Here is an 18,197-nt window from a genome sequence, read left to right as displayed (position 1 = left end):
CCCCGCAGTCAGCGGGGTAAGACGCCGGGGGTCAGCGGGCGCTGACGCGCACCAGCTTCCGGTTGGCGAACTCGTCCATGCCCCAGGCCCCGAGCTCTCGCCCGAAGCCGGAGCGCTTGACCCCACCGAAGGGCAGGCCGGGCAGCGTGGTGCCGTGCTCGTTGACGAAGGCCATGCCGACGTCGAGGCGCTCGGCGACCGCCTGCGCCGTGGCGGTGTCGCCGCTCCATACCGAGCCCGAGAGCCCGTAGGGAGAGCTGTTGGCGAGGGACACGGCCTCGTCGGCGTCCTTGACGCGGTAGACGACCGCGACCGGCCCGAACAGCTCCTCGGAGTAGGCGTCCATCGACGGCGTGACGTCGCCGAGCACCGTGGGCTGCACGAAGGCGCCGGGCCCCTCGATGCGCTCGCCGCCGGCGATCACGGTGGCGCCCTGGGCGACGGCGGTCTCGACCTGCTTGACCAGCCCGTCGGCGGCGGCCTGAGACGAGAGCGGGCCGATGACGGTGCCCTGGACGAGCGGGTCGCCGGGGATGATCGCAGCGAACGAGGCGGCCAGCTTGGCGACGAACTCGTCGTAGACGGCGTCGAGCACGACAATGCGCTTCGCGGCGTTGCAGGCCTGGCCGGTGTTGCTCATCCGCCCCCGGGTCGCCGCCTTGACGGTGGCGTCGAGGTCGGGCGCGTCGAGGACGATGAAGGCGTCGGACCCCCCGAGCTCGAGGACGACCTTCTTGAGGTTGCGACCGGCCACCTCGGCGACGGCCGCACCGGCACGCTCGCTGCCGGTGAGGGAGACGCCCTGCACCCGGGGGTCGGCGATCATCGTCGCCGCCTGCTCGTTGCTCGCGAAGACGTTCTGGTAGGCCTCCTGAGGCACGCCGGCGGCGAGGAAGATCTCCTGCATGACGAGAGCCGACTGGGGGGTGATGGGCGCGTGCTTGAGCAGGATCGCGTTGCCCAGCATGAGGTTCGGGGCGGCGAAGCGGGCCACCTGGTAGTGGGGGAAGTTCCACGGCATGATCCCGAGGATCGCGCCGACGGGGGTGCGGCGCACCACGGTGCTGTCGGCGCCGGGCACCTGGAGGGTCTCGTCGTCGAGCAGCCCGGGTCCGTGCTCGGCGTACCAGGCCCAGATCATCGAGCACAGCTGGAGCTCGCCCAGCGCCTCGCGCAGGGGCTTGCCCATCTCGCGCGCCATGAGCGTCGCGAGCTCCTCGGCGCGGTCGGTGTAGGCCTGCGAGATGGCGCTCAGCACAGCCGCCCGCTCGGCGACGGGCACGGCACGCCAGGCCTCGTAGCCGGTGTGTGCGGCGGCGAGCGCCTGCTCGACGCCGGCGTCGTCGAGGGTGTCGAACTCGGCGAGGGTCTCGCCGGTGGTGGGGTTTGTCGAGATGTAGAGGCTCATGGCTGCGACGCTACCCCTGCGCCGGTCCAGGCACGGGGGCGGTCAGCGCAGGACGTCGCGGGCGCACAGCTCGAGGGTGATCAGCACCGCCACCGACTGCACGAGCAGCAGGGCGGCCAGGACGACGAGCTGGACCGCGGCCGCCTGCAGCGGGGTCGCCCCGCCGAGCAGGACCCCGACGAAGGCACCCGGCAGCGTGACGATCCCGACGGTGCGCGTCTGGTCGAGGCCGGGCAGCAGGGCGAGGGCCGCGTCGTCGCGCGCGACCAGGACGCGGGCGTCGCGGGTCCCGAAGCCGATGGACAGGGCCGCCTCCACCTCACCGCGCCGACCCGAGAGGGCGTCGAGGGTGCGACGACCCGCGAGGGTCGTCGCCGTCATCGCGTTGCCGACGAGGATGCCGAGGACGGGCACCACCGACACCTCGGCCAGCGGGATGAGGCCGGAGGCCATCAGCGCCAGGCCCACCGGCACGGCCGCCGCCCACACCGGCACCGCGGCGACCCACCAGCGACCGTGCGGCACGAGGCGGCGACCCGAGGTCACCGAGGCCACGGTGAGCATGAGGGCGACGAACGCCGCGGTCAGCCACCACGACCTGAGCACGACGGTGATCAGCAGACCGACCGCCCCGAGCTGCACGGTCGCGCGCAGGGCCGCGCTCAGGTCCGTGCGGGCCGGCTGCAGCCGGCCCAGGTGGCTGACGAGCGCGGCGAGCCCGGCCAGCACGGCCACGACGGCCACCAGCCGCACGTAGCCCGAGACCCCCGAGACGTCGACCAGGGTCGCGGCGGGGACGGCGGCCGGCGTCAGGACCACCGGCTCAGCCGGTGCAGCGGTCGATCACGACCGCCCACTCCCACGCGAGCTGCCGCCAGGCGTCGTAACGTCCCGACAGGCCCGCGTGGCCTGCGGTCAGCTCGGTGCGGAAGAGCACCGGTGCGACCGCGGGGTCGCTGGTCGAGCGGTCTCGCAGACGGGCCACCCACTTGGCCGGCTCGGTGACGAAGACCCGCGTGTCGTTGATGCTCGTGGTGACGAGCACGCTGGGATAGTCCTGGGCGCGGAGGTTCTCGTAGGGCGTGTAGGCGCGCATCCGGGCATACACCTGCGGGTCGTCGACGGGGTTGCCCCACTCCTCCCACTCCCCCACCGTCAGCGGCAGGCTGGGGTCGAGGATCGTCGTGAGCGCGTCGACGAAGGGCACCTGCAGGTGGATCAGCGCGAAGCGGTCGGGAGCCGTGTTGGCCACGACTCCCATGAGCAGGCCGCCGGCCGAGCCGCCCTCTGCCGCAAGGCGACCACGAGCCACGAGCCGCTCGCCGAGGAGGTGGTCCGCACAGGCCACGAAGTCGGTGAAGGTGTGCTCCTTGTGCTGCATCTTGCCGTCGTCGTACCACCCCCGGCCCATCTCGGAGCCGCCTCGCACGTGGGCGACCGCGAAGACGAAGCCGCGGTCGAGCAGCGACAGCCGGGCCACGGAGAACCACGGGTCGAGGCTGATGCCGTAGGAGCCGTAGCCGTAGAGCATCCCCGGCGCGGTGCCGTCGAGAGGGGTGTCGCGCCGGTGGACGACACTCATCGGCACCGACGTGCCGTCGGGCGCGGTGGCCCACTCGCGGCGCTGGACGTAGTCGGCGGGGTCGTACCCCCCGAGCACCTCCTTGCGCTTGACCAGGGTCAGCGTGCCGGCCGCCACGTCGTAGTCGTAGATGCTCGACGGCGTGACCAGCGAGGTGAAGCCGATCTGCAGGACCTCGGTGGACGGGTCCGGGTTGTCGCCGGTGCCGACGGCCCGGACGGGCTCGTCGAACGCCACGTCGGTCGGGGCGCCGAAGCCGGTCGCCGTCGCACCGTCGCGCGGCAGGATGCGGACGGCCGTCTGCCCGTCGGAGCGCAGCGACACCACCACGAAGTCGCGAAAGGCCTCGACCCCCAGGACGTACTCGTCCTCGGTGCTGACGTCGAGCGGCTGCCAGGGTCCGACCGTGCCGTCGGTCACGACGGCCCGGGCGACCTCGAAGTTGAGCCGGCTGCGGTTGTGCACCAGGAGCACCTCGTCGCCCAGCGGCTCGACGTCGTACTCCACGCCCTCGACCCTCGGGGCCACGACGAGCAACGCCCCGAGCGGGTCGCCGGCATCGAGCAGGTGGTACTCGCTCGTGGTGCGCGAGCCGATGCCGATGACGACCCAGCGGTCGTCGCGCGAGACGCCGACCCCCAGGGTGAACCGCTCGTCCGCCTCCTCCAGCACGAGCACGTCGGTGTCGGCCGGGGAGCCCACCTCGTGGCGCCACACCTGGAAGGGCCGCCAGGCCTCGTCGACCCGCGTGTAGAAGAGGTGACGCGCGTCGAGCGACCACGCGACGCCGTAGCCGATCTGGGTGACCGCGTCGTCGAGCACCTCACCGGAGTCGATGTCGCGCACCCGCAGCGCGAAGCGCTCGTCGCCCTCGACGTCGACGGCGTAGGCCAGGAGCCGGCCGTCGGGTGAGACGTCGCTCGCCCCGACGGAGAAGAAGTCGTGCCCGCGGGCTTCGACGTTCTCGTCGAGGACGACCTGCTCCCCCGCGGGTGCGGCGTCGCCGTCGAGCGTGGGGCGCTCCGGGTGGGTCGCCACCGCGACCCGGCCGTGGACGGCGTACTGCTCGCCCTCGATGGTGCGGGAGTAGTACCACCACCCCCCGTGCCGGACGGGCACGCTGAGGTCGGTCTCCTTGGTGCGGGAACGGATCTCGCCGAAGACCGCCTCGGCCAGGGGACCCAGGTGGTCGGTGCGGGCGGCGGCGTAGGCGTTCTCGGCCTCGAGGTAGGCGCGCAGGTCGGGGTCGTCGCGGTCGGCCATCCAGGCGTACTCGTCGGTGACGACGTCACCATGGGTGGTGCGGGTGGACGGACGGCTGGGTGCCGTGGGCAGCTCGGACGGCTCGGTCAGCTGGGGCAGGGGGGACGGCAGGGGCGACGACACGCGTTTCACTCTAGGCGGTGGCCTTCGTCATCCCTGATCGAGCACCTGCCGCAGCTCGTCGCAGGACCACCCGCGCAGCCCCTGACGGCTGGTGAAGCGGCGCGGGGTGTGCTCGACCGGGTCGGTGAGGACCAGCCGGGCCGCGAGCAGCTGGAGGGGTGAAGTGTGGTCGTCCAGGCCAGGGGACGGGTCTGGCGGGGCGTCGCCGTAGAGGGGGTCGCCGACGATCGGCGCGCCGAGCCAGGCAAGGTGTGCCCGCAGCTGGTGCGTGCGCCCGGTGACCGGCTCGAGCCGGTAGAGACCCAGACCGTCGCGGCGACTCAGCAGCTCGACCCGGGTCTCGCTGTTGGGGCTCTCGTGCTCGACGACTCGCGTGCGCAGGCAGTCGCGCTCCTTGCGCAGGTGCACGCGCACCGTGACGGGCCGGGTCAGCCGCGGCAGCGTCGGGGCCACGGCGAGGTAGGTCTTGGTGACCAGACGCTGAGCGAAGAGCTGCTGGTAGGCCCCCCGCAGCGCGGGGTCGGCCACGAGCAGCAGCACGCCGGCCGTGAGCCGGTCGAGCCGGTGCGCGAGGGCGAGCGCCGGCATCCCGAGCTCGTGGCGGGCGCGCGCCAGGGCCGTCTGCGTCACGTGCTGCCCGCGCGGCATCGAGGCCAGGAAGGCTGGCTTGTCGAGCACGACGAGCCGGGCGTCGCGGTGGAGCACGGTGAGCGGCCCGGGGTGCACCGGCTCCGGGAGCAGCTCACGCTCGACCCACAGGACACCCCCCGGCTCGTAGGCCGTGTCGTCGGTCACCGGCCGACCGGTGCGGTCGAGCACGCGCCCCGACCGCAGCAGGCTCTCGACCCCGCCCGGCCCGAGAGGGGTCAGTCGGTCACGCAGGTGGGCGCCGACGGTCGTCCACGCTCCGGTGGCCGGAAGCACCAGGCGGGCCGCGTCGACCCCCTGCCGCTGCGGGACGGGCGACAGCGCCCGTGCTCGTCTGCGGGTCACGGCACCGCTCCCCGGTGCTCCGGGGCGGACCAGACGAGGTCGACCTCTCGCTCGAGGAAGCGACCGTAGGCGCCCGCGACCCTCTGGGTGCGACGCACGGTGGCGGCGGTGGGCGCGTGCCACGGCGTGACGGTGACGACCACCCGCGACGGGGTCAGTCGTCGGCCCCAGGTGCCGGCGACGACACCCCCGACCACGAGGGTGGGCAGGAAGATGCCGTTGCCACCGGGCACCACGAGGGCCTCCTGCACAGGGGTGAGCATCGCGGAGCGGTCCTGGTAGCCGAGGAGGTACTCGTCGAAGCCGGGCAGCAGGTGGACCTCGCCGGCAGCCTCCGGCTGCGGGGCGTCGACGTGCACGAGACGGGGCGTGCCGTCGGAGGCCTCGACCCGGAGGCAGTCACCCGCGAGGGCGACGGCCTCGCGGGTGAAGGTCAGCGTCTGGCCGGTCCAGCGCGCCAGGTCGCGCTCGGTCACCGGCCCGTGGCTACGCACGAAGCGCTGCGCCACGGTGGCCATCGCCTCCTCGCGCCCCGGGAGCCACTGCTGCGGCGCCCACTGCTCGAGCAACGCGAAGGTCGGCTCGCTGCCCTGCGGGGCCCCCTGGCAGAGCAGGCCCTCCATACAGAAGCGGGCCAGCAGGAGGTAGCCGCGCTGGCCCGTGGGGTCGACCCCGCACCCCGCGAGCACGTCGAAGAGCGTCGAGCGCCTCAGTCCCTCGTGACCGGGGGCCTCGAGCGCCCGGACCACCTCACGGCGGGCCCGGGCGAGGTCGTCGTCGCCGAGACCGAGCTGGGTGCAGCGAGCCCTGTTCGCCACCAGGGGCCGGGTCGTCAGCAGCGCGCACGTCCACGCGAGGTCGCGGCTCGCGACGAGGTGCAGTGTGCCCCGCATCGGCCACGAGCGGGTCACCGCGTGGGCCCCCCACGCCGCGAGCACCTGGGCGTGCGTGGCACCGGTGCGCACACCGACCGACCAGAGCGCCCCCGGGAGGTCCTGAGCCTGCATCGCCAGGTGACCACCGACCACGCGCGCGACCGCGCCGGCGGCATCGGCCGCCGCGTCGTCACCACCGCTGTTCGGCGGGCCGGTGACGCCCGCGACGCCCGTGACCCCCGACGACGAGAGCCGGCGTCGGCCCAGCTCGCGACGGGCCCGCAGGTCCGAGGCGGCGGGCGGGGTCATGGGAGCAGCCTGCCGCACGCACGTCGCGCGTCGCACGAAGGGTGCCGCCCCCCACGGCCGACACCCTCGCGCACGGACGGCGCACCGACGCATCGGAGCAGCCTTCGCGTCCGTCGACACTAACAGCGCCTCCCGACCCCTCAGGGGGACTCGGCGTCCGGCTCACCCTCGGGCGAGGTGCGTGCCGCGCGCACGTGGTTCATGTGACACGAACCAGCCCCTCACATCCACGCAGGTTGCTCACGACCTGGCCGGCGTCGGCAAGACCAGGCGGGATCAGGTCATCAGGCACGACGGCCCGAGCAGGGCCTTCAGGTCGCCGAAGAGCGCGGGGCCGGCACTGACCCGCAGCGTGTCGTCGAGCCGCATCAGGGTCGACCGCCCGGGCTGGGTGAGCTTGAGGTGCACCTCGGTCACCCCGGGGTGCTCGCGCAGGGTCTGGCGCAGCCGCTCGGCCAGGGCGTCGGTCGCCCGGACCAGCGGCAGGTTGAGCACGACCGGACCCCGGGGGCCCTCCTTGATGTCGGGCAGCGCGAGGTCCTGGGCGTAGATCGAGACGCTGTCGTCGCGGGCGTTGAGCTTGCCCTTGACCACGCAGACGACGTCGGTGCCGAGCATGGTCGAGAAGTTGAGGTAGGCCGACGGGAAGAAGAGGCACTCGATGGCTCCGTCGAGGTCCTCGACCGTGGCGATGGCCCAGAGGTCGCCCTTCTTGGTGCGCTTGATCTGGAGCCCCGTGATCAGGCCCGCGATGGTCACGCTGCCACCCTCGGACGGCGGGTCGTCGCCGGTCAGGGCCGCGATCGAGGTGTCGGCGTGCTGGGCCAGCAGGTGCTCGATCCCGAGGAGCGGGTGGTCGCTCACGTAGAGCCCGAGCATCTCGCGCTCGAAGGCCAGCAGCGTCGACTTCTCCCACTCCGCGAGCGGCACCGGAGGCAGCCCGTCGAAGGGGTCGGCCCCGGCACCGGAGTCGTCGTCACCGAAGCTGCCGAAGAGGCTCTCCTGACCGATCGCCTCCTGACGCTTCACCTCGACCAGGGCCTCGATGAAGGTCTCGTGCACCTCGAGCATGCCTCGGCGGCTCTCGCCCAGGCTGTCGAAGGCCCCCGACTTGATCAGGGACTCGACGGTGCGCTTGTTGCAGACGACGGCCGGCACCTTGCCGAGGAAGTCCTTGAAGGAGTAGTAGGCGCCCTTCTCGGTGCGGGTGCGGATGATCGCCTCGACGACGTTGGCGCCGACGTTGCGGACGGCCTCCATCCCGAAGCGGATGTCGGTGCCCACTGCGGCGAAGTTGCCGATCGACGAGTTGACGTCGGGGGGCAGCACCTTGATCCCCATGCGGCGGCACTCGTTGAGGTAGAGCGCGGACTTGTCCTTGTCGTCACGCACGCTCGTGAGCAGCGCGGCCATGTACTCCGCGGGGTAGTTGGCCTTGAGGTATCCGGTCCAGTACGACACCAGGCCGTAGGCGGCGGTGTGCGCCTTGTTGAAGGCGTAGTCGGAGAAGGGGACGAGCACACCCCACAGGGCCGCCACCGAGGCCTCGTTGAAGCCCTGCGCCTTCATCCCGTCGGAGAAGGGCACGTACTCCGCGTCGAGGACCGACTTCTTCTTCTTGCCCATGGCGCGACGCAGCAGGTCGGCGGTGCCGAGGGTGTAGCCCGCGAGCTTCTGGGCGATCTCCATGACCTGCTCCTGGTAGATCACCAGCCCGTAGGTCGTGCCGAGGATGGGCTCGAGGGCCGTGACCATCTCGGGCTGGAGCTTGCCCTTCAGCTGGGGGTCGAGCGGGATGAGCTCCTGCTTGCCGTTCTTGCGCAGGGCGAAGTTGGTGTGGGCGTTGACGCCCATCGGACCCGGCCGGTAGAGCGCGAGGGCGGCCGAGATGTCCTCGAAGCTGTCGGGCTGCATGAGCTTGAGCAGCGTGCGCATGCCGCCACCGTCCAGCTGGAAGACCCCGAGGGTGTCGCCCCGGCAGAGCAGCTCGTAGGTGGGCCGGTCGTCGAGGGTCTTGGTCAGGACGTCGAGGTCGATCTCCTCGTCGCGGTTGGAGCGGATGTTGTCGATGGCGTCGTCGAGGATCGTGAGGTTGCGCAGGCCCAGGAAGTCCATCTTGACCAGGCCGAGCGTCTCGCAGCTCGGGTAGTCGAACTGGGTGATGACCTGGCCGTCCTGCAGGCGGCGCATGATCGGGATGACGTCGACCAGCGGCTCGCTGCTCATGATCACCCCGGCCGCATGCACCCCCCACTGGCGCTTGAGCCCTTCGAGACCCTTGGCGGTGTCGACGACCTCGAGCGCCCCTGGCTCGACCTCGACGAGCTGGCGGAACTCGCCGCCCTCGTTGTAGCGAGGGTGCTCCGGGTCGTAGATGTCCGCGAGCGGTACGCCCTTGCCCATGACGTCAGCGGGCATGGCCTTCGTGAGCTTGTCGCCCATCGAGAAGGGATGGCCGAGCACCCGGCCGGCGTCCTTGACCGCCTGCTTGGCCTTGATGGTGCCGTAGGTGACGATCTGCGCGACCCGCTCGGCGCCGTACTTCTCCGTGACGTAGCGGATGACCTCGCCCCGGCGGCGCTCGTCGAAGTCGACGTCGAAGTCGGGCATCGAGGCCCGCTCGGGGTTGAGGAATCGCTCGAAGATCAGGCCGTGGGGCACTGGGTCGAGGTCGGTGATCCCCATGGCGTAGGCACACATCGAGCCGGCACCCGATCCACGACCCGGGCCGACCCGGATGCCGTTGTCCTTGGCCCAGTTGATGAAGTCGGCGACGACGAGGAAGTAACCGGGGTAGCCCTTGCCGACGATGATGTCGATCTCGTAGGCCGCCTGCTTGGTGGCGTAGTCGGGGACCCCGTCGGGGAAGCGGCGCACGAGGCCGGTGGTGACCTCCTTGACGAACCACGAGGTCTCGTCCTCGCCGGGAGGGCAGGGGAAGCGGGGCATGTACAGCCCCTCGCCCTCGGTGAACGACACCTCGCACATCTGCGCGACCAGCAGGGTGTTGTCGCACGCCTCGGGGAGCTCGCGCCACAGGTGGCGCATCTCCTGCGCCGACTTGAGGTAGTAGCCGTCGCCGTCGAAGGCGAACCGGTTGGGGTCCATCAGCGTCGACCCGGACTGCACGCAGAGCAGGGCGCCGTGCGCCTTGGAGTCCTCCTGCCGGGTGTAGTGCAGGTCGTTGGTGGCCAGCAGCGGCAGCCTGAGGTCCTTGGCCAGGCGCAGCAGGTCGTCGCGGACCCGGCGCTCGATGTCGTTGCCGTGGTCCATCAGCTCGCAGAAGTAGTGCTCGGCGCCGAAGATGTCGCGGAACTCGGCGGCGGCCTCCCGCGCCTTGTCGTACTGCCCGAGGCGCAGGCGCACCTGGACCTCGCCCGACGGGCACCCGGTCGTGGCGATCAGGCCCTGACCGTAGGTGCTCAGCAGCTCGCGGTCGAGCCGGGGCCACTTGGCGTAGACGGCGTCGAGGGACGCGATCGACCCCATGCGGAAGAGGTTCTTCATGCCCTCGTTGTTGCGCGCGAGGATGGTCATGTGGGTGTAGGCCCCCCCACCGGAGAGGTCGTCACCCGGGCGGGTCTTCTCGTCGCCCCACTTCTGCCGGGTCTTGTCGCTGCGGTGCGTGCCGGGCGTGACGTAGGCCTCGAGCCCGATGATCGGCTTGATGCCGTGCTTGCGGGCCTTCGACCAGAACTCGTAGGCCCCGAAGAGGTAGCCGTGGTCGGTCATCGCCACCGCCGGCATGCCCATCTCGACGGCGGCAGCCATGAGCTCGTCGATGCGGGCCGCCCCGTCGAGCATGGAGTACTCGGTGTGGTTGTGCAGGTGGACGAAGCTGGGCTCGGTGGAGGAGGCGGTGGTGGTCATCGGGCGGCTCTGGTGTCTCGGGCGGCGGCGTTCGGCATCGGGGTGATTCTAGGCCGGGGCGGTGACAGCCCACGACGGGCGGGGGCGCCGTCTCCGGTGCTCCGGCGTGTCGCCCGGCTCGGCGCCGTCAGACGGCCGAGACGACGTCGAGCGCGTGCTGCAGGTCGTCGGGATAGCTGCTCTCGTAGGTGACCCACTCACCGGAACCGGGGTGCTCGAAGCCGAGCCCCATCGCGTGCAGCCACTGCCGGTCGAGTCCGAGTCGGGCCGCCAGCGTGGGGTCGGCGCCGTAGGTCAGGTCGCCGCAGCAGGGATGGTGCAGCGCGGCGAAGTGCACCCTGATCTGGTGCGTGCGCCCGGTCTCGAGGTGGATCTCGAGCAGCGAGGCCCGACGGAAGGCCTCGAGCACCTCGTAGTGGGTGACGGCGGCCTTGCCCGACTCCATCACGGCGAACTTGTAGTCGTGGCCCGGATGACGCCCGATCGGCGCGTCGACCGTGCCCACCAGTGGGTCGGGCAGTCCCTGCACCAGCGCGTGGTACGTCTTGTCGACCGTGCGCGCCTTGAAGGCCCGCTTGAGCAGCGTGTACGCCCGCTCGCTCTTGCACACCACCATCAGGCCCGAGGTGCCGACGTCGAGGCGGCTGACGACGCCCTGACGCTCGCTGGCCCCCGAGGTCGAGATCCGGTAGCCGGCGGCCGCGAGACCGCCGAGGACGGTCGGGCCTGTCCAGCCGACGGACGGGTGGGCCGCGACCCCGACCGGCTTGTCCACCACGACGATGTCCGCGTCGTCGTGCACGATGCGCAGGCCGGGGACCGGCTCGGCGACGACCTGGACCACGCTCACCGGCGCAGACGGGATCGAGACCTCGAGCAGGTCTCCGGCGCTGACCCGGTGCGACTTGCCGACGACGGTCTGTCCCACGCTCACCTCGCCCGCCGCGGCGAGCTCGGCGGCACGCGTGCGCGACAGACCGAAGAGCCTGGCGATGGCGGCGTCGACTCGCTCGCCCTCCAGACCCTCGGGGACGAGGACCGCGCGCTCGTCAGACATCGGCGCGGGGTGCTGCGTCCGGAGCGGTGGGCTGGCCCTCGCGCCGACCGTCGACGCCGGTGCCCCGGACCGCGAGCAGGGCGATCAGGGCGGCGGCAGCGACGATGGCGATGTCGGCGACGTTGCCGATGAACCACGTGCTGTAGGCGATGAAGTCGACCACGTGACCACGGCCGACTCCGGGCTCGCGCACGAGCCGGTCGGTGAGGTTGCCGAGGGCGCCACCGAGCAGCAGGCCGAAGGCCCAGGCCCAGCCCCTGCTGCCCAGCCGGCGGCTCACCCGCACGATGACGACCAGCACGGCCATGGCGATGAGGGTGAGCACCCAGGTGCTCCCCGTGCCCAGGGAGAACGCGGCACCGGGGTTGCGGATCAGCTGCAGCTGCAGGAAGGTGCCCACGACCTGCGTCGAGTGGCCCGGGGTCAGGTGCGCGACCGCCCAGACCTTGGTCAGCTGGTCGAGGCCGTAGGCGACGACAGCGACCACCGTGAGGAGGACGACGAGATGCCGATGGCTCACGCGGCGGGCGGTGGGTGGGGTCTGGCTCATGCGCTCGGTCCTGCCGGGGGCAGGAGCGCTGCTGTCAGGATGGATCAGCGACTCTCCTGCCGGGTCTTGCAGTCCACGCACAGCGTGGCCCGTGGGGCGGCCTGGAGCCGCAGCTTGCCGATCGGCTTGCTGCACGACTCGCAGATGCCGTAGGTGCCGTCCTCGAGCCGCTCGAGGGCGTGCTCGATCTGGTCCAGCTTGTCACGCTGCCCGGCCGCGAGGGTCATCTCGTAGTCACGACCACCGATGCTCGCGCCCGCGTCGGCCTGGTCGTCGCCGGCTCCGTCGCCGGCCTCCCGCAGCAGGCCCTGCAGGTCGCGTTCGGCGATCTGCAGATCGGCCTCCGCCCGTGACCGCTCGGTCTGGAGCTCCTCGCGGAAGTCACGAAGCTCGGCGGCCGTCCACGGGCTGCGGTCGGACGGCCCGGTCGTCGCCGCCTTCCGAGCCGCGCTCGACCTCGCCGGGGTCGCCTTCGTCGCCGCGGCCGCCTTCGTGGGAGCGACCGACGTGGCCCGGGCGGAGGTCTTCGCCGGAGCGAGCTTCTTCGCCGGAGCGAGCTTCGTGGCCGGGGCCGCCTTCTTGGCCGGGGCCGCCTTCTTGGCCGGGGCTGCCTTCTTGGCCGGGGCTGCCTTGGTGGTCACCGCCGCCGCCTTCTTGGTCGCCGACGAGGACGTGGTAGCCGCGGCCGCCGTCGCCGGAGGCTTCGTCGTGCCAGCGCCCTTGCGGGCGGTCGTCGCTGCGGCCATGTCGCGGCCTCTCTGGTGAAAGGGTCCTCTGGTGCGTGGCGCTGAGGATAAGGCGCGAGCCGTGCTCCGGCCAAACCGACGCACCGTCGGGCGCTCAACCAAGGCGGGCCCGGGTCTGTGCGACCCGGGCCCGCCGTGGTGCACCACTGCGACGAGCGGTCAGCCCCGGTCGGCCGAGGCCGGCTCCTGCTCCACGGCCGTGTGGTCCAGCTCCTCGAGCTGGCCCTGCAGGTAGGACTTCAGCTGCGAACGGTAGTTGCGCTCGAAACCGCGCAGCTGGTCGATCTGCTTCTGCAGCCGGGACTTCTCGGTCTCGAGCTCACCGAGCACCGCCGCCTTGCGCTGCTGCGCCTCGGCGACCATGCCCGTGGAGCGCTCACGACCCTCGGTGATGAGCTCCTCGTGGCGGGCCGTGGCCTCGGCGATGAGCTGGTCGTGCTGGGCCTGGGCCGTGGTGAGCAGCTCGTCGTGCTGCGTCTGGGCCGTGCCCACCAGCTCGTCGTGCCGGGCCTGACCCACCGAGACCAGCTCCTCGTGCTTGGCCCGCGCAGAGCTCACCAGCTGGTCGTGCTCGACCGTCGCCTTCCCGACCAGCTCGTCGTGCCGGGCCTGGGCCGTCGCCACGAGCTCGTCGTGACGTGACTGTCCCTCGGAGATCAGGCGGGTGCGGGTGCTCTCACCCTGACCGACGTGCTCGTCGTGCAGACGCTGCGCCAGCTCGATCAGGGAGGCAGCGCTCGCTCCACCACCGGCGCCCGAGGCAACGGCGCGCATGACACCGGTGTTGCTGCCCTCTCCTGCGGGCGCTGCCGACGTGGACGCCAGCGCCTGCTGCTCGGCCGTGGCCGCGCGCTCCTGCGCCGACGCCAGCTCCTCCTGCGCCGACTCCAGCTGCTGCTGGAGCTCGGCGACCCTGGCCTCGGCGGACTGCTTCGCGGCGGTCGCCTCGCGAGCCGCGGTCTCGGCGGTCTCGAGGCGCTCCTGGACGGACTTGTCGATCGCCCCCGTGCGGTCGCGGAGCGCGGCCTCGGCGTTGCTGACCTCGGTGGTGACCCGCGACAGGCGGGCAGCGGCGTCGCGCTCCTGCGTCTCGGCACTCGCGATCCGGCCGCGGAGGTCGGCCAGCTCGGCCTGGGCCGCCTCGAGGGCCGCGGTGTCGGGGGGGGCCGGCATGGCCGTCGTCGAAGGCGTCGAGGGCGTGGAGACGCTGTCCTGGGTGCGGTCGCCGGCGGCGAGTCCCCGGCCGGCGCGGCAGTCGTTCAGCTGCTGCTTGAAGTCGTCGCGCTGTGCCACCAAGGTGCGCATCTCGGCGACGATCTCGTCGAGGAAGTCGTCGACATCGCGCTCGTCGTAGCCCTTCCGGAACTGGGTCGTCTGGAAGTGCTTGTTGAGGATCTGCTCGGGTGTGAGCGCCATGGTTCCACCTCGGTCGTCGGGCCGGTCGGGGGCAACGTTAGCGAACGGCGTGCACCACACCAACATCACGGGGCACACGACCCCGGGCGCACCGGCCGAAGAGCCGGCGAATCACAGGTTGAGCAGCACCGAGGTGATGATCATCAGCACCAGGAAGGCGAAGTCGATGCGCATCCCGCCGAAGCTCAGCGAGGGGATCACCTTGCGCAGGGCACGCAGGGGAGGGTCGGTCACCGAGTAGGCCCCCTCGGCGAGGACCAGCACGGCTCCCCGAGGTCGCCACTCGCGAGAGAGGACCTGCACCCAGTCGATGACCAACCGACCGATCAAGGCGATGAAGAAGAGGAAGACCACGGTTTTGAACAGCGACAGGACGATTCCCATGTCACCAGTGTGGGGGACAGATCTGTGGACGGGGGCGATCTGCCTCGGCAGCGTGCTCAGCTCTGGTTGAAGAAGCCCCTGGCCTGCCGGGGGACCTCGGGGCTGACCTCGCTGCTGACCTCGACGTGCGCCGGCGAGAGCAGGAAGACCTTCGACGTCACACGCTCGATCTCGCCGTGCAGACCGAAGATCAGACCAGCGGCGAAGTCGACCAGGCGCTTGGCGTCGTCGTCGGCCATGTCGGAGAGGTTCATGATCACGGGGGTGCCGGCGCGGAACGCCTCACCGATCTTCTTGGCCTCGTTGTAGGTGCGCGGGTGGATCGTCGTGATGCGCGTCAACGCGCTCACCTCCGTGTCGCGCACGACCCGGGCGACGGGGGTCTGTCGCTGCGGCAGCGACGTGACCTGGGCGCGGTGCTCCTGCTCGGGCACAGCCGCACGACCCCGGTCGTCGCCCTCCTGACGAGCGCGGTCGTCGTCGAGGTCGTCGTACCCCTCGTAACGCTCGTCCTCCTCGGCCATCCCCAGCCAGACCATCGACTTGCGCAGTACCCCAGCCATGGGTGAGCTCCCTTGAGTGTCAATCCGACGCTAGTCAGACGCTTGTCGGACGTGCGTGCCACACGTGCGTGTTGAGACCTCGTACGCGGGCCGGCTGGCCCTGCCTCGCTTGCGACGTTAGCGAACTGCCGGCCGCGAGCCGAGGATTGCGGACCCGACACGCAGGTGTGTCGCCCCATGCCGGACTGCGGTCTCGAGGTCACCGCTCATTCCGGCCGAGACGACGACGGCGTCGGGATGGGCTTCCCGGATGCCGCGTGACACCTCGGCGAGGCGCGTGAACGCCTCGTCGGGCTCGCCTTCGCGGGGCGCTACGGCCATCACCCCCGCCAGTCGCAGCGTCGGCTCCTGCGCGACGAGGTCGGCGAGCTCGGCCGCTCGCGGGGCCGCGATCCCGCCTCGCTCCCCGGGCTCGCCGGGCGCCGCCAGGTCGGGCGGCTCCAGCGAGACCTGGACCAGCACGGACTGGCACGTCTGCGCCGCCTCGGCCGCCCGGGCGAGGGCTCGCACGAGCCGGGAACGGTCGACGGTGTGGATCAGGTCGGCCCACCCGACGACCGCAGCCGCCTTGTTGGTCTGCACCTGACCGATGAAGTGGGTCGCGACCCGCTCACGGACGGAGGCGAGCAGGGGGTCCTCGAGCTTGCCCAGCGCCTCCTGGGCACGGCTCTCGCCGAGGTCGCGCACCCCGAGGTCGACGAGCAGGCGCACATCGCGGGCGGGGAAGAACTTGGTCACCACGACGAGGGTGACCTCCGACCGTGCGCGACCCGCCTCGGCGCAGGCCGCGGTGACGCGCCCCTCAACGGCGGCCAGCCCGGCCGCGAGCTCGGCGGCCCGGGCCGGCGCACCCTCTGCGGTCTCGCTCACGCCGTGGCCCCGGTGAGGGCGGGCAGGAGGCGGATGACCCCGGCATACCGACCGGTGACGCCCTCGCGCCGGTAGGAGTAGAGCTCGGGGTCCTCCCGTGAGCAGCCGGGCACCCAGGTGACCGTGACCCCGGCCGCGACCAGCTGGTCGACCACCCCGGCGGCCACGTCGACCGCCGGTGTGCCGACCCACGAGAGGGTCGACGAGACCGGGCTGCGCCGGGCCGCGTCCGCCCGCAGGGCCTCCGGGACCTCATAGCACCGACCGCAGATGGAGGGGCCCACGAGGGCCGACACGGCGGTGGCCCCCAGGTCGCGCATGGCCGAGACGGCCAGCGCGACGACGCCGTCGGTCATGCCGGGGCGGCCGGCGTGGACGGCGCCCACGACCCCGGCCCGGGCGTCGTGCAGCAGGACCGGGGTGCAGTCGGCGACGAGGGCCGCGAGGGCCAGGTCGTCGTGGGTGGTCACGATCGCATCGCACGACGGTGCCTGACCCGGCCACGGACCCTCGACGCGCTCGACCCGTGTGCCATGACACTGCTGCATCAGCACCAGTCGCTCCGGGGTCACACCGACGGCGCCGGCCACCCGGGAGCGGTTGGCGAGCACGTGACCGACGTCGTCGCCCACTCCCCCGCCGAGGTTGAGCCCGGTCCACGGCGGGAGGCTCGCGCCGCCCTCACGCGTGGTGAAGCCGGCCCACACGCCGGGCCGCTCCACCGTCGCGTCGAGCCGGAGCGCGCCCCGCCACGAGACGGCTGCAGCCTCCACCGCGGGCCGCCCCCTGCTACTTGAGGAAGTCGGGCACGTCGAGGTCGTCGGCGTCCTCGAAGGTGACCGTGCGCGGTGGGGCGGTGGGAGTCGCCGGAGCGGGCGGCTGCGACGGGGGCTGCACCGCATCCCCGCCACCGACGGGCGGCGGGGTCGAGGCGACATACGACAAGGTGGACGGCGCGGTCGCGGTCGTCGGCGGCGAGGTCACCGGGGCCGGCGGGCCGGCGGCCGGCGTGCCCGGGCGTCCCCCGGTGGAGATCGTGCCGAGCGCCCCGTCGTTGCGCTTGACCGGGCCACCCCCGTCGAACCCGGCGGCGATGACGGTGACCCGCACCTCGTCGCCGAGCGCGTCGTCGATGACCGTGCCGAAGATGATGTTGGCCTCGGGGTGGGCAGCCTCCTGCACCAGCCGCGCCGCCTCGTTGATCTCGAAGAGCCCGAGGTCGGAGCCACCGGAGATCGATAGCAGCACCCCGTGCGCACCGTCGATGCTCGCCTCGAGCAGCGGCGAGGAGATGGCCAGCTCGGCCGCCTGCACGGCGCGGTCCTCACCACGGGCCGAGCCGATGCCCATGAGCGCCGACCCGGCGCCCTGCATGACCGACTTGACGTCGGCGAAGTCGAGGTTGATCAGACCGGGGGTCGTGATCAGGTCGGTGATGCCCTGCACACCGGACAGCAGCACCTGGTCGGCCGAGCGGAAGGCGTCCATCATCGAGACGTTGCGGTCGCTGATCGACAGCAGCCGGTCGTTGGGGATGACGATGAGGGTGTCGACCTCCTCGCGCAGGCCGGCGATGCCGGCCTCGGCCTGGTTGGCGCGGCGCCGCCCCTCGAAGGTGAACGGGCGGGTGACGACACCGATGGTCAGGGCGCCGAGCTGCCGGGCGATCCGCGCCACGACGGGGGCTCCACCGGTGCCGGTGCCACCACCTTCGCCGGCGGTGACGAAGACCATGTCGGCGCCCTTGAGCACCTCCTCGATCTCCTCCTGGTGGTCCTCGGCCGCGCGTCGCCCGACCTCGGGGTCGGCCCCGGCCCCGAGGCCGCGGGTCAGCTCGCGACCCACGTCGAGCTTGACGTCGGCGTCGCTCATCAGCAGTGCCTGGGCATCGGTGTTGATGGCGATGAACTCGACGCCCTTCAGGCCGACGTCGATCATCCGGTTGATGGCGTTGACGCCACCACCCCCGATGCCGACGACCTTGATGACGGCGAGGTAGTTGTGCGGGTCTGCAGCCACAATCGGGCCCTTCCTCCGTGGCGGAGCTGGCGCACTCCTCCAGGAGTGCAGGAATCTCGGTCTGACCCGATCTCGACGGGGTCGAGGTCGAGCGGTAAAGTCTAGATGTCTACGTGAGGGTGAGCGTTGAGGGAGACCATCGGCCACCCCGTGCTCGACCGACCGTATG

Annotated in this window: 15 protein-coding genes; all 15 read right to left on the bottom strand. The window is 71.9% G+C overall.

Annotated features, from left to right (window positions below; genetic code table 11):
- Nucleotides 1-31: 31 nt before the first annotated feature.
- Nucleotides 32-1,408: an NAD-dependent succinate-semialdehyde dehydrogenase gene (locus V3N99_18135; protein MEO3938654.1), complete on the bottom strand. Its 1,377-nt coding sequence runs from the start codon at nucleotides 1,406-1,408 to the stop codon at nucleotides 32-34.
- A gap of 42 nt (nucleotides 1,409-1,450) precedes the next feature.
- A complete protein-coding gene (locus tag V3N99_18130; GenBank protein MEO3938653.1) occupies nucleotides 1,451-2,227 on the bottom strand; it encodes an ABC transporter permease in 777 nt (258 codons plus the stop codon).
- Between the two features lie 4 nt (nucleotides 2,228-2,231).
- On the bottom strand, nucleotides 2,232-4,376 hold the full coding sequence (locus V3N99_18125; protein ID MEO3938652.1) for a S9 family peptidase: 2,145 nt from the start codon (nucleotides 4,374-4,376) through the stop codon (nucleotides 2,232-2,234).
- A 27-nt stretch (nucleotides 4,377-4,403) separates the two neighbouring features.
- Nucleotides 4,404-5,369 carry a pseudouridine synthase gene (locus tag V3N99_18120; protein ID MEO3938651.1) on the bottom strand — a complete coding sequence of 322 codons (966 nt, stop codon included), beginning with the start codon at nucleotides 5,367-5,369 and terminating at the stop codon, nucleotides 4,404-4,406.
- Nucleotides 5,366-6,553, bottom strand: a complete 1,188-nt coding sequence (locus tag V3N99_18115) for a winged helix DNA-binding domain-containing protein (GenBank protein ID MEO3938650.1) — start codon at nucleotides 6,551-6,553, stop codon at nucleotides 5,366-5,368. The genes V3N99_18120 and V3N99_18115 overlap by 4 nt, the downstream gene beginning before the upstream one ends.
- Nucleotides 6,554-6,829: 276 nt before the next feature.
- Nucleotides 6,830-10,423 (bottom strand): DNA polymerase III subunit alpha, encoded by a 3,594-nt coding sequence (gene dnaE, locus V3N99_18110; GenBank protein ID MEO3938649.1) that lies wholly within the window; start codon nucleotides 10,421-10,423, stop codon nucleotides 6,830-6,832.
- Between the two features lie 127 nt (nucleotides 10,424-10,550).
- Nucleotides 10,551-11,480, bottom strand: coding sequence for an RluA family pseudouridine synthase (locus tag V3N99_18105; GenBank protein ID MEO3938648.1), 930 nt, complete (start codon nucleotides 11,478-11,480; stop codon nucleotides 10,551-10,553).
- Complete coding sequence (gene lspA, locus V3N99_18100; protein MEO3938647.1) at nucleotides 11,473-12,030, bottom strand: signal peptidase II; 558 nt, start codon at nucleotides 12,028-12,030, stop codon at nucleotides 11,473-11,475. Before lspA ends, V3N99_18105 begins: the two co-directional genes overlap by 8 nt.
- A gap of 44 nt (nucleotides 12,031-12,074) precedes the next feature.
- Nucleotides 12,075-12,776: a TraR/DksA C4-type zinc finger protein gene (locus tag V3N99_18095; protein ID MEO3938646.1), complete on the bottom strand. Its 702-nt coding sequence runs from the start codon at nucleotides 12,774-12,776 to the stop codon at nucleotides 12,075-12,077.
- 159 nt (nucleotides 12,777-12,935) lie between these two features.
- Nucleotides 12,936-14,192, bottom strand: coding sequence for a DivIVA domain-containing protein (locus V3N99_18090; GenBank protein MEO3938645.1), 1,257 nt, complete (start codon nucleotides 14,190-14,192; stop codon nucleotides 12,936-12,938).
- 111 nt (nucleotides 14,193-14,303) lie between these two features.
- Entirely contained in the window at nucleotides 14,304-14,576 is a 273-nt protein-coding gene (locus tag V3N99_18085) for a YggT family protein (protein MEO3938644.1), read from the bottom strand.
- A gap of 56 nt (nucleotides 14,577-14,632) precedes the next feature.
- Nucleotides 14,633-15,139, bottom strand: coding sequence for a cell division protein SepF (gene sepF / locus V3N99_18080; GenBank protein ID MEO3938643.1), 507 nt, complete (start codon nucleotides 15,137-15,139; stop codon nucleotides 14,633-14,635).
- A 117-nt stretch (nucleotides 15,140-15,256) separates the two neighbouring features.
- Nucleotides 15,257-16,009 (bottom strand): YggS family pyridoxal phosphate-dependent enzyme, encoded by a 753-nt coding sequence (locus tag V3N99_18075; GenBank protein ID MEO3938642.1) that lies wholly within the window; start codon nucleotides 16,007-16,009, stop codon nucleotides 15,257-15,259.
- Nucleotides 16,006-16,782, bottom strand: coding sequence for a polyphenol oxidase family protein (locus V3N99_18070; GenBank protein ID MEO3938641.1), 777 nt, complete (start codon nucleotides 16,780-16,782; stop codon nucleotides 16,006-16,008). The genes V3N99_18075 and V3N99_18070 overlap by 4 nt, the downstream gene beginning before the upstream one ends.
- A gap of 16 nt (nucleotides 16,783-16,798) precedes the next feature.
- Nucleotides 16,799-18,028: a cell division protein FtsZ gene (gene ftsZ / locus V3N99_18065; GenBank protein ID MEO3938640.1), complete on the bottom strand. Its 1,230-nt coding sequence runs from the start codon at nucleotides 18,026-18,028 to the stop codon at nucleotides 16,799-16,801.
- Nucleotides 18,029-18,197 lie beyond the last annotated feature (169 nt).

The organism is Dermatophilaceae bacterium Soc4.6 (assembly GCA_039889245.1).
Classification (GTDB): Bacteria; Actinomycetota; Actinomycetes; order Actinomycetales; family Dermatophilaceae; genus Lapillicoccus.
This window is presented reverse-complemented; position numbering and strand designations above follow the sequence as displayed.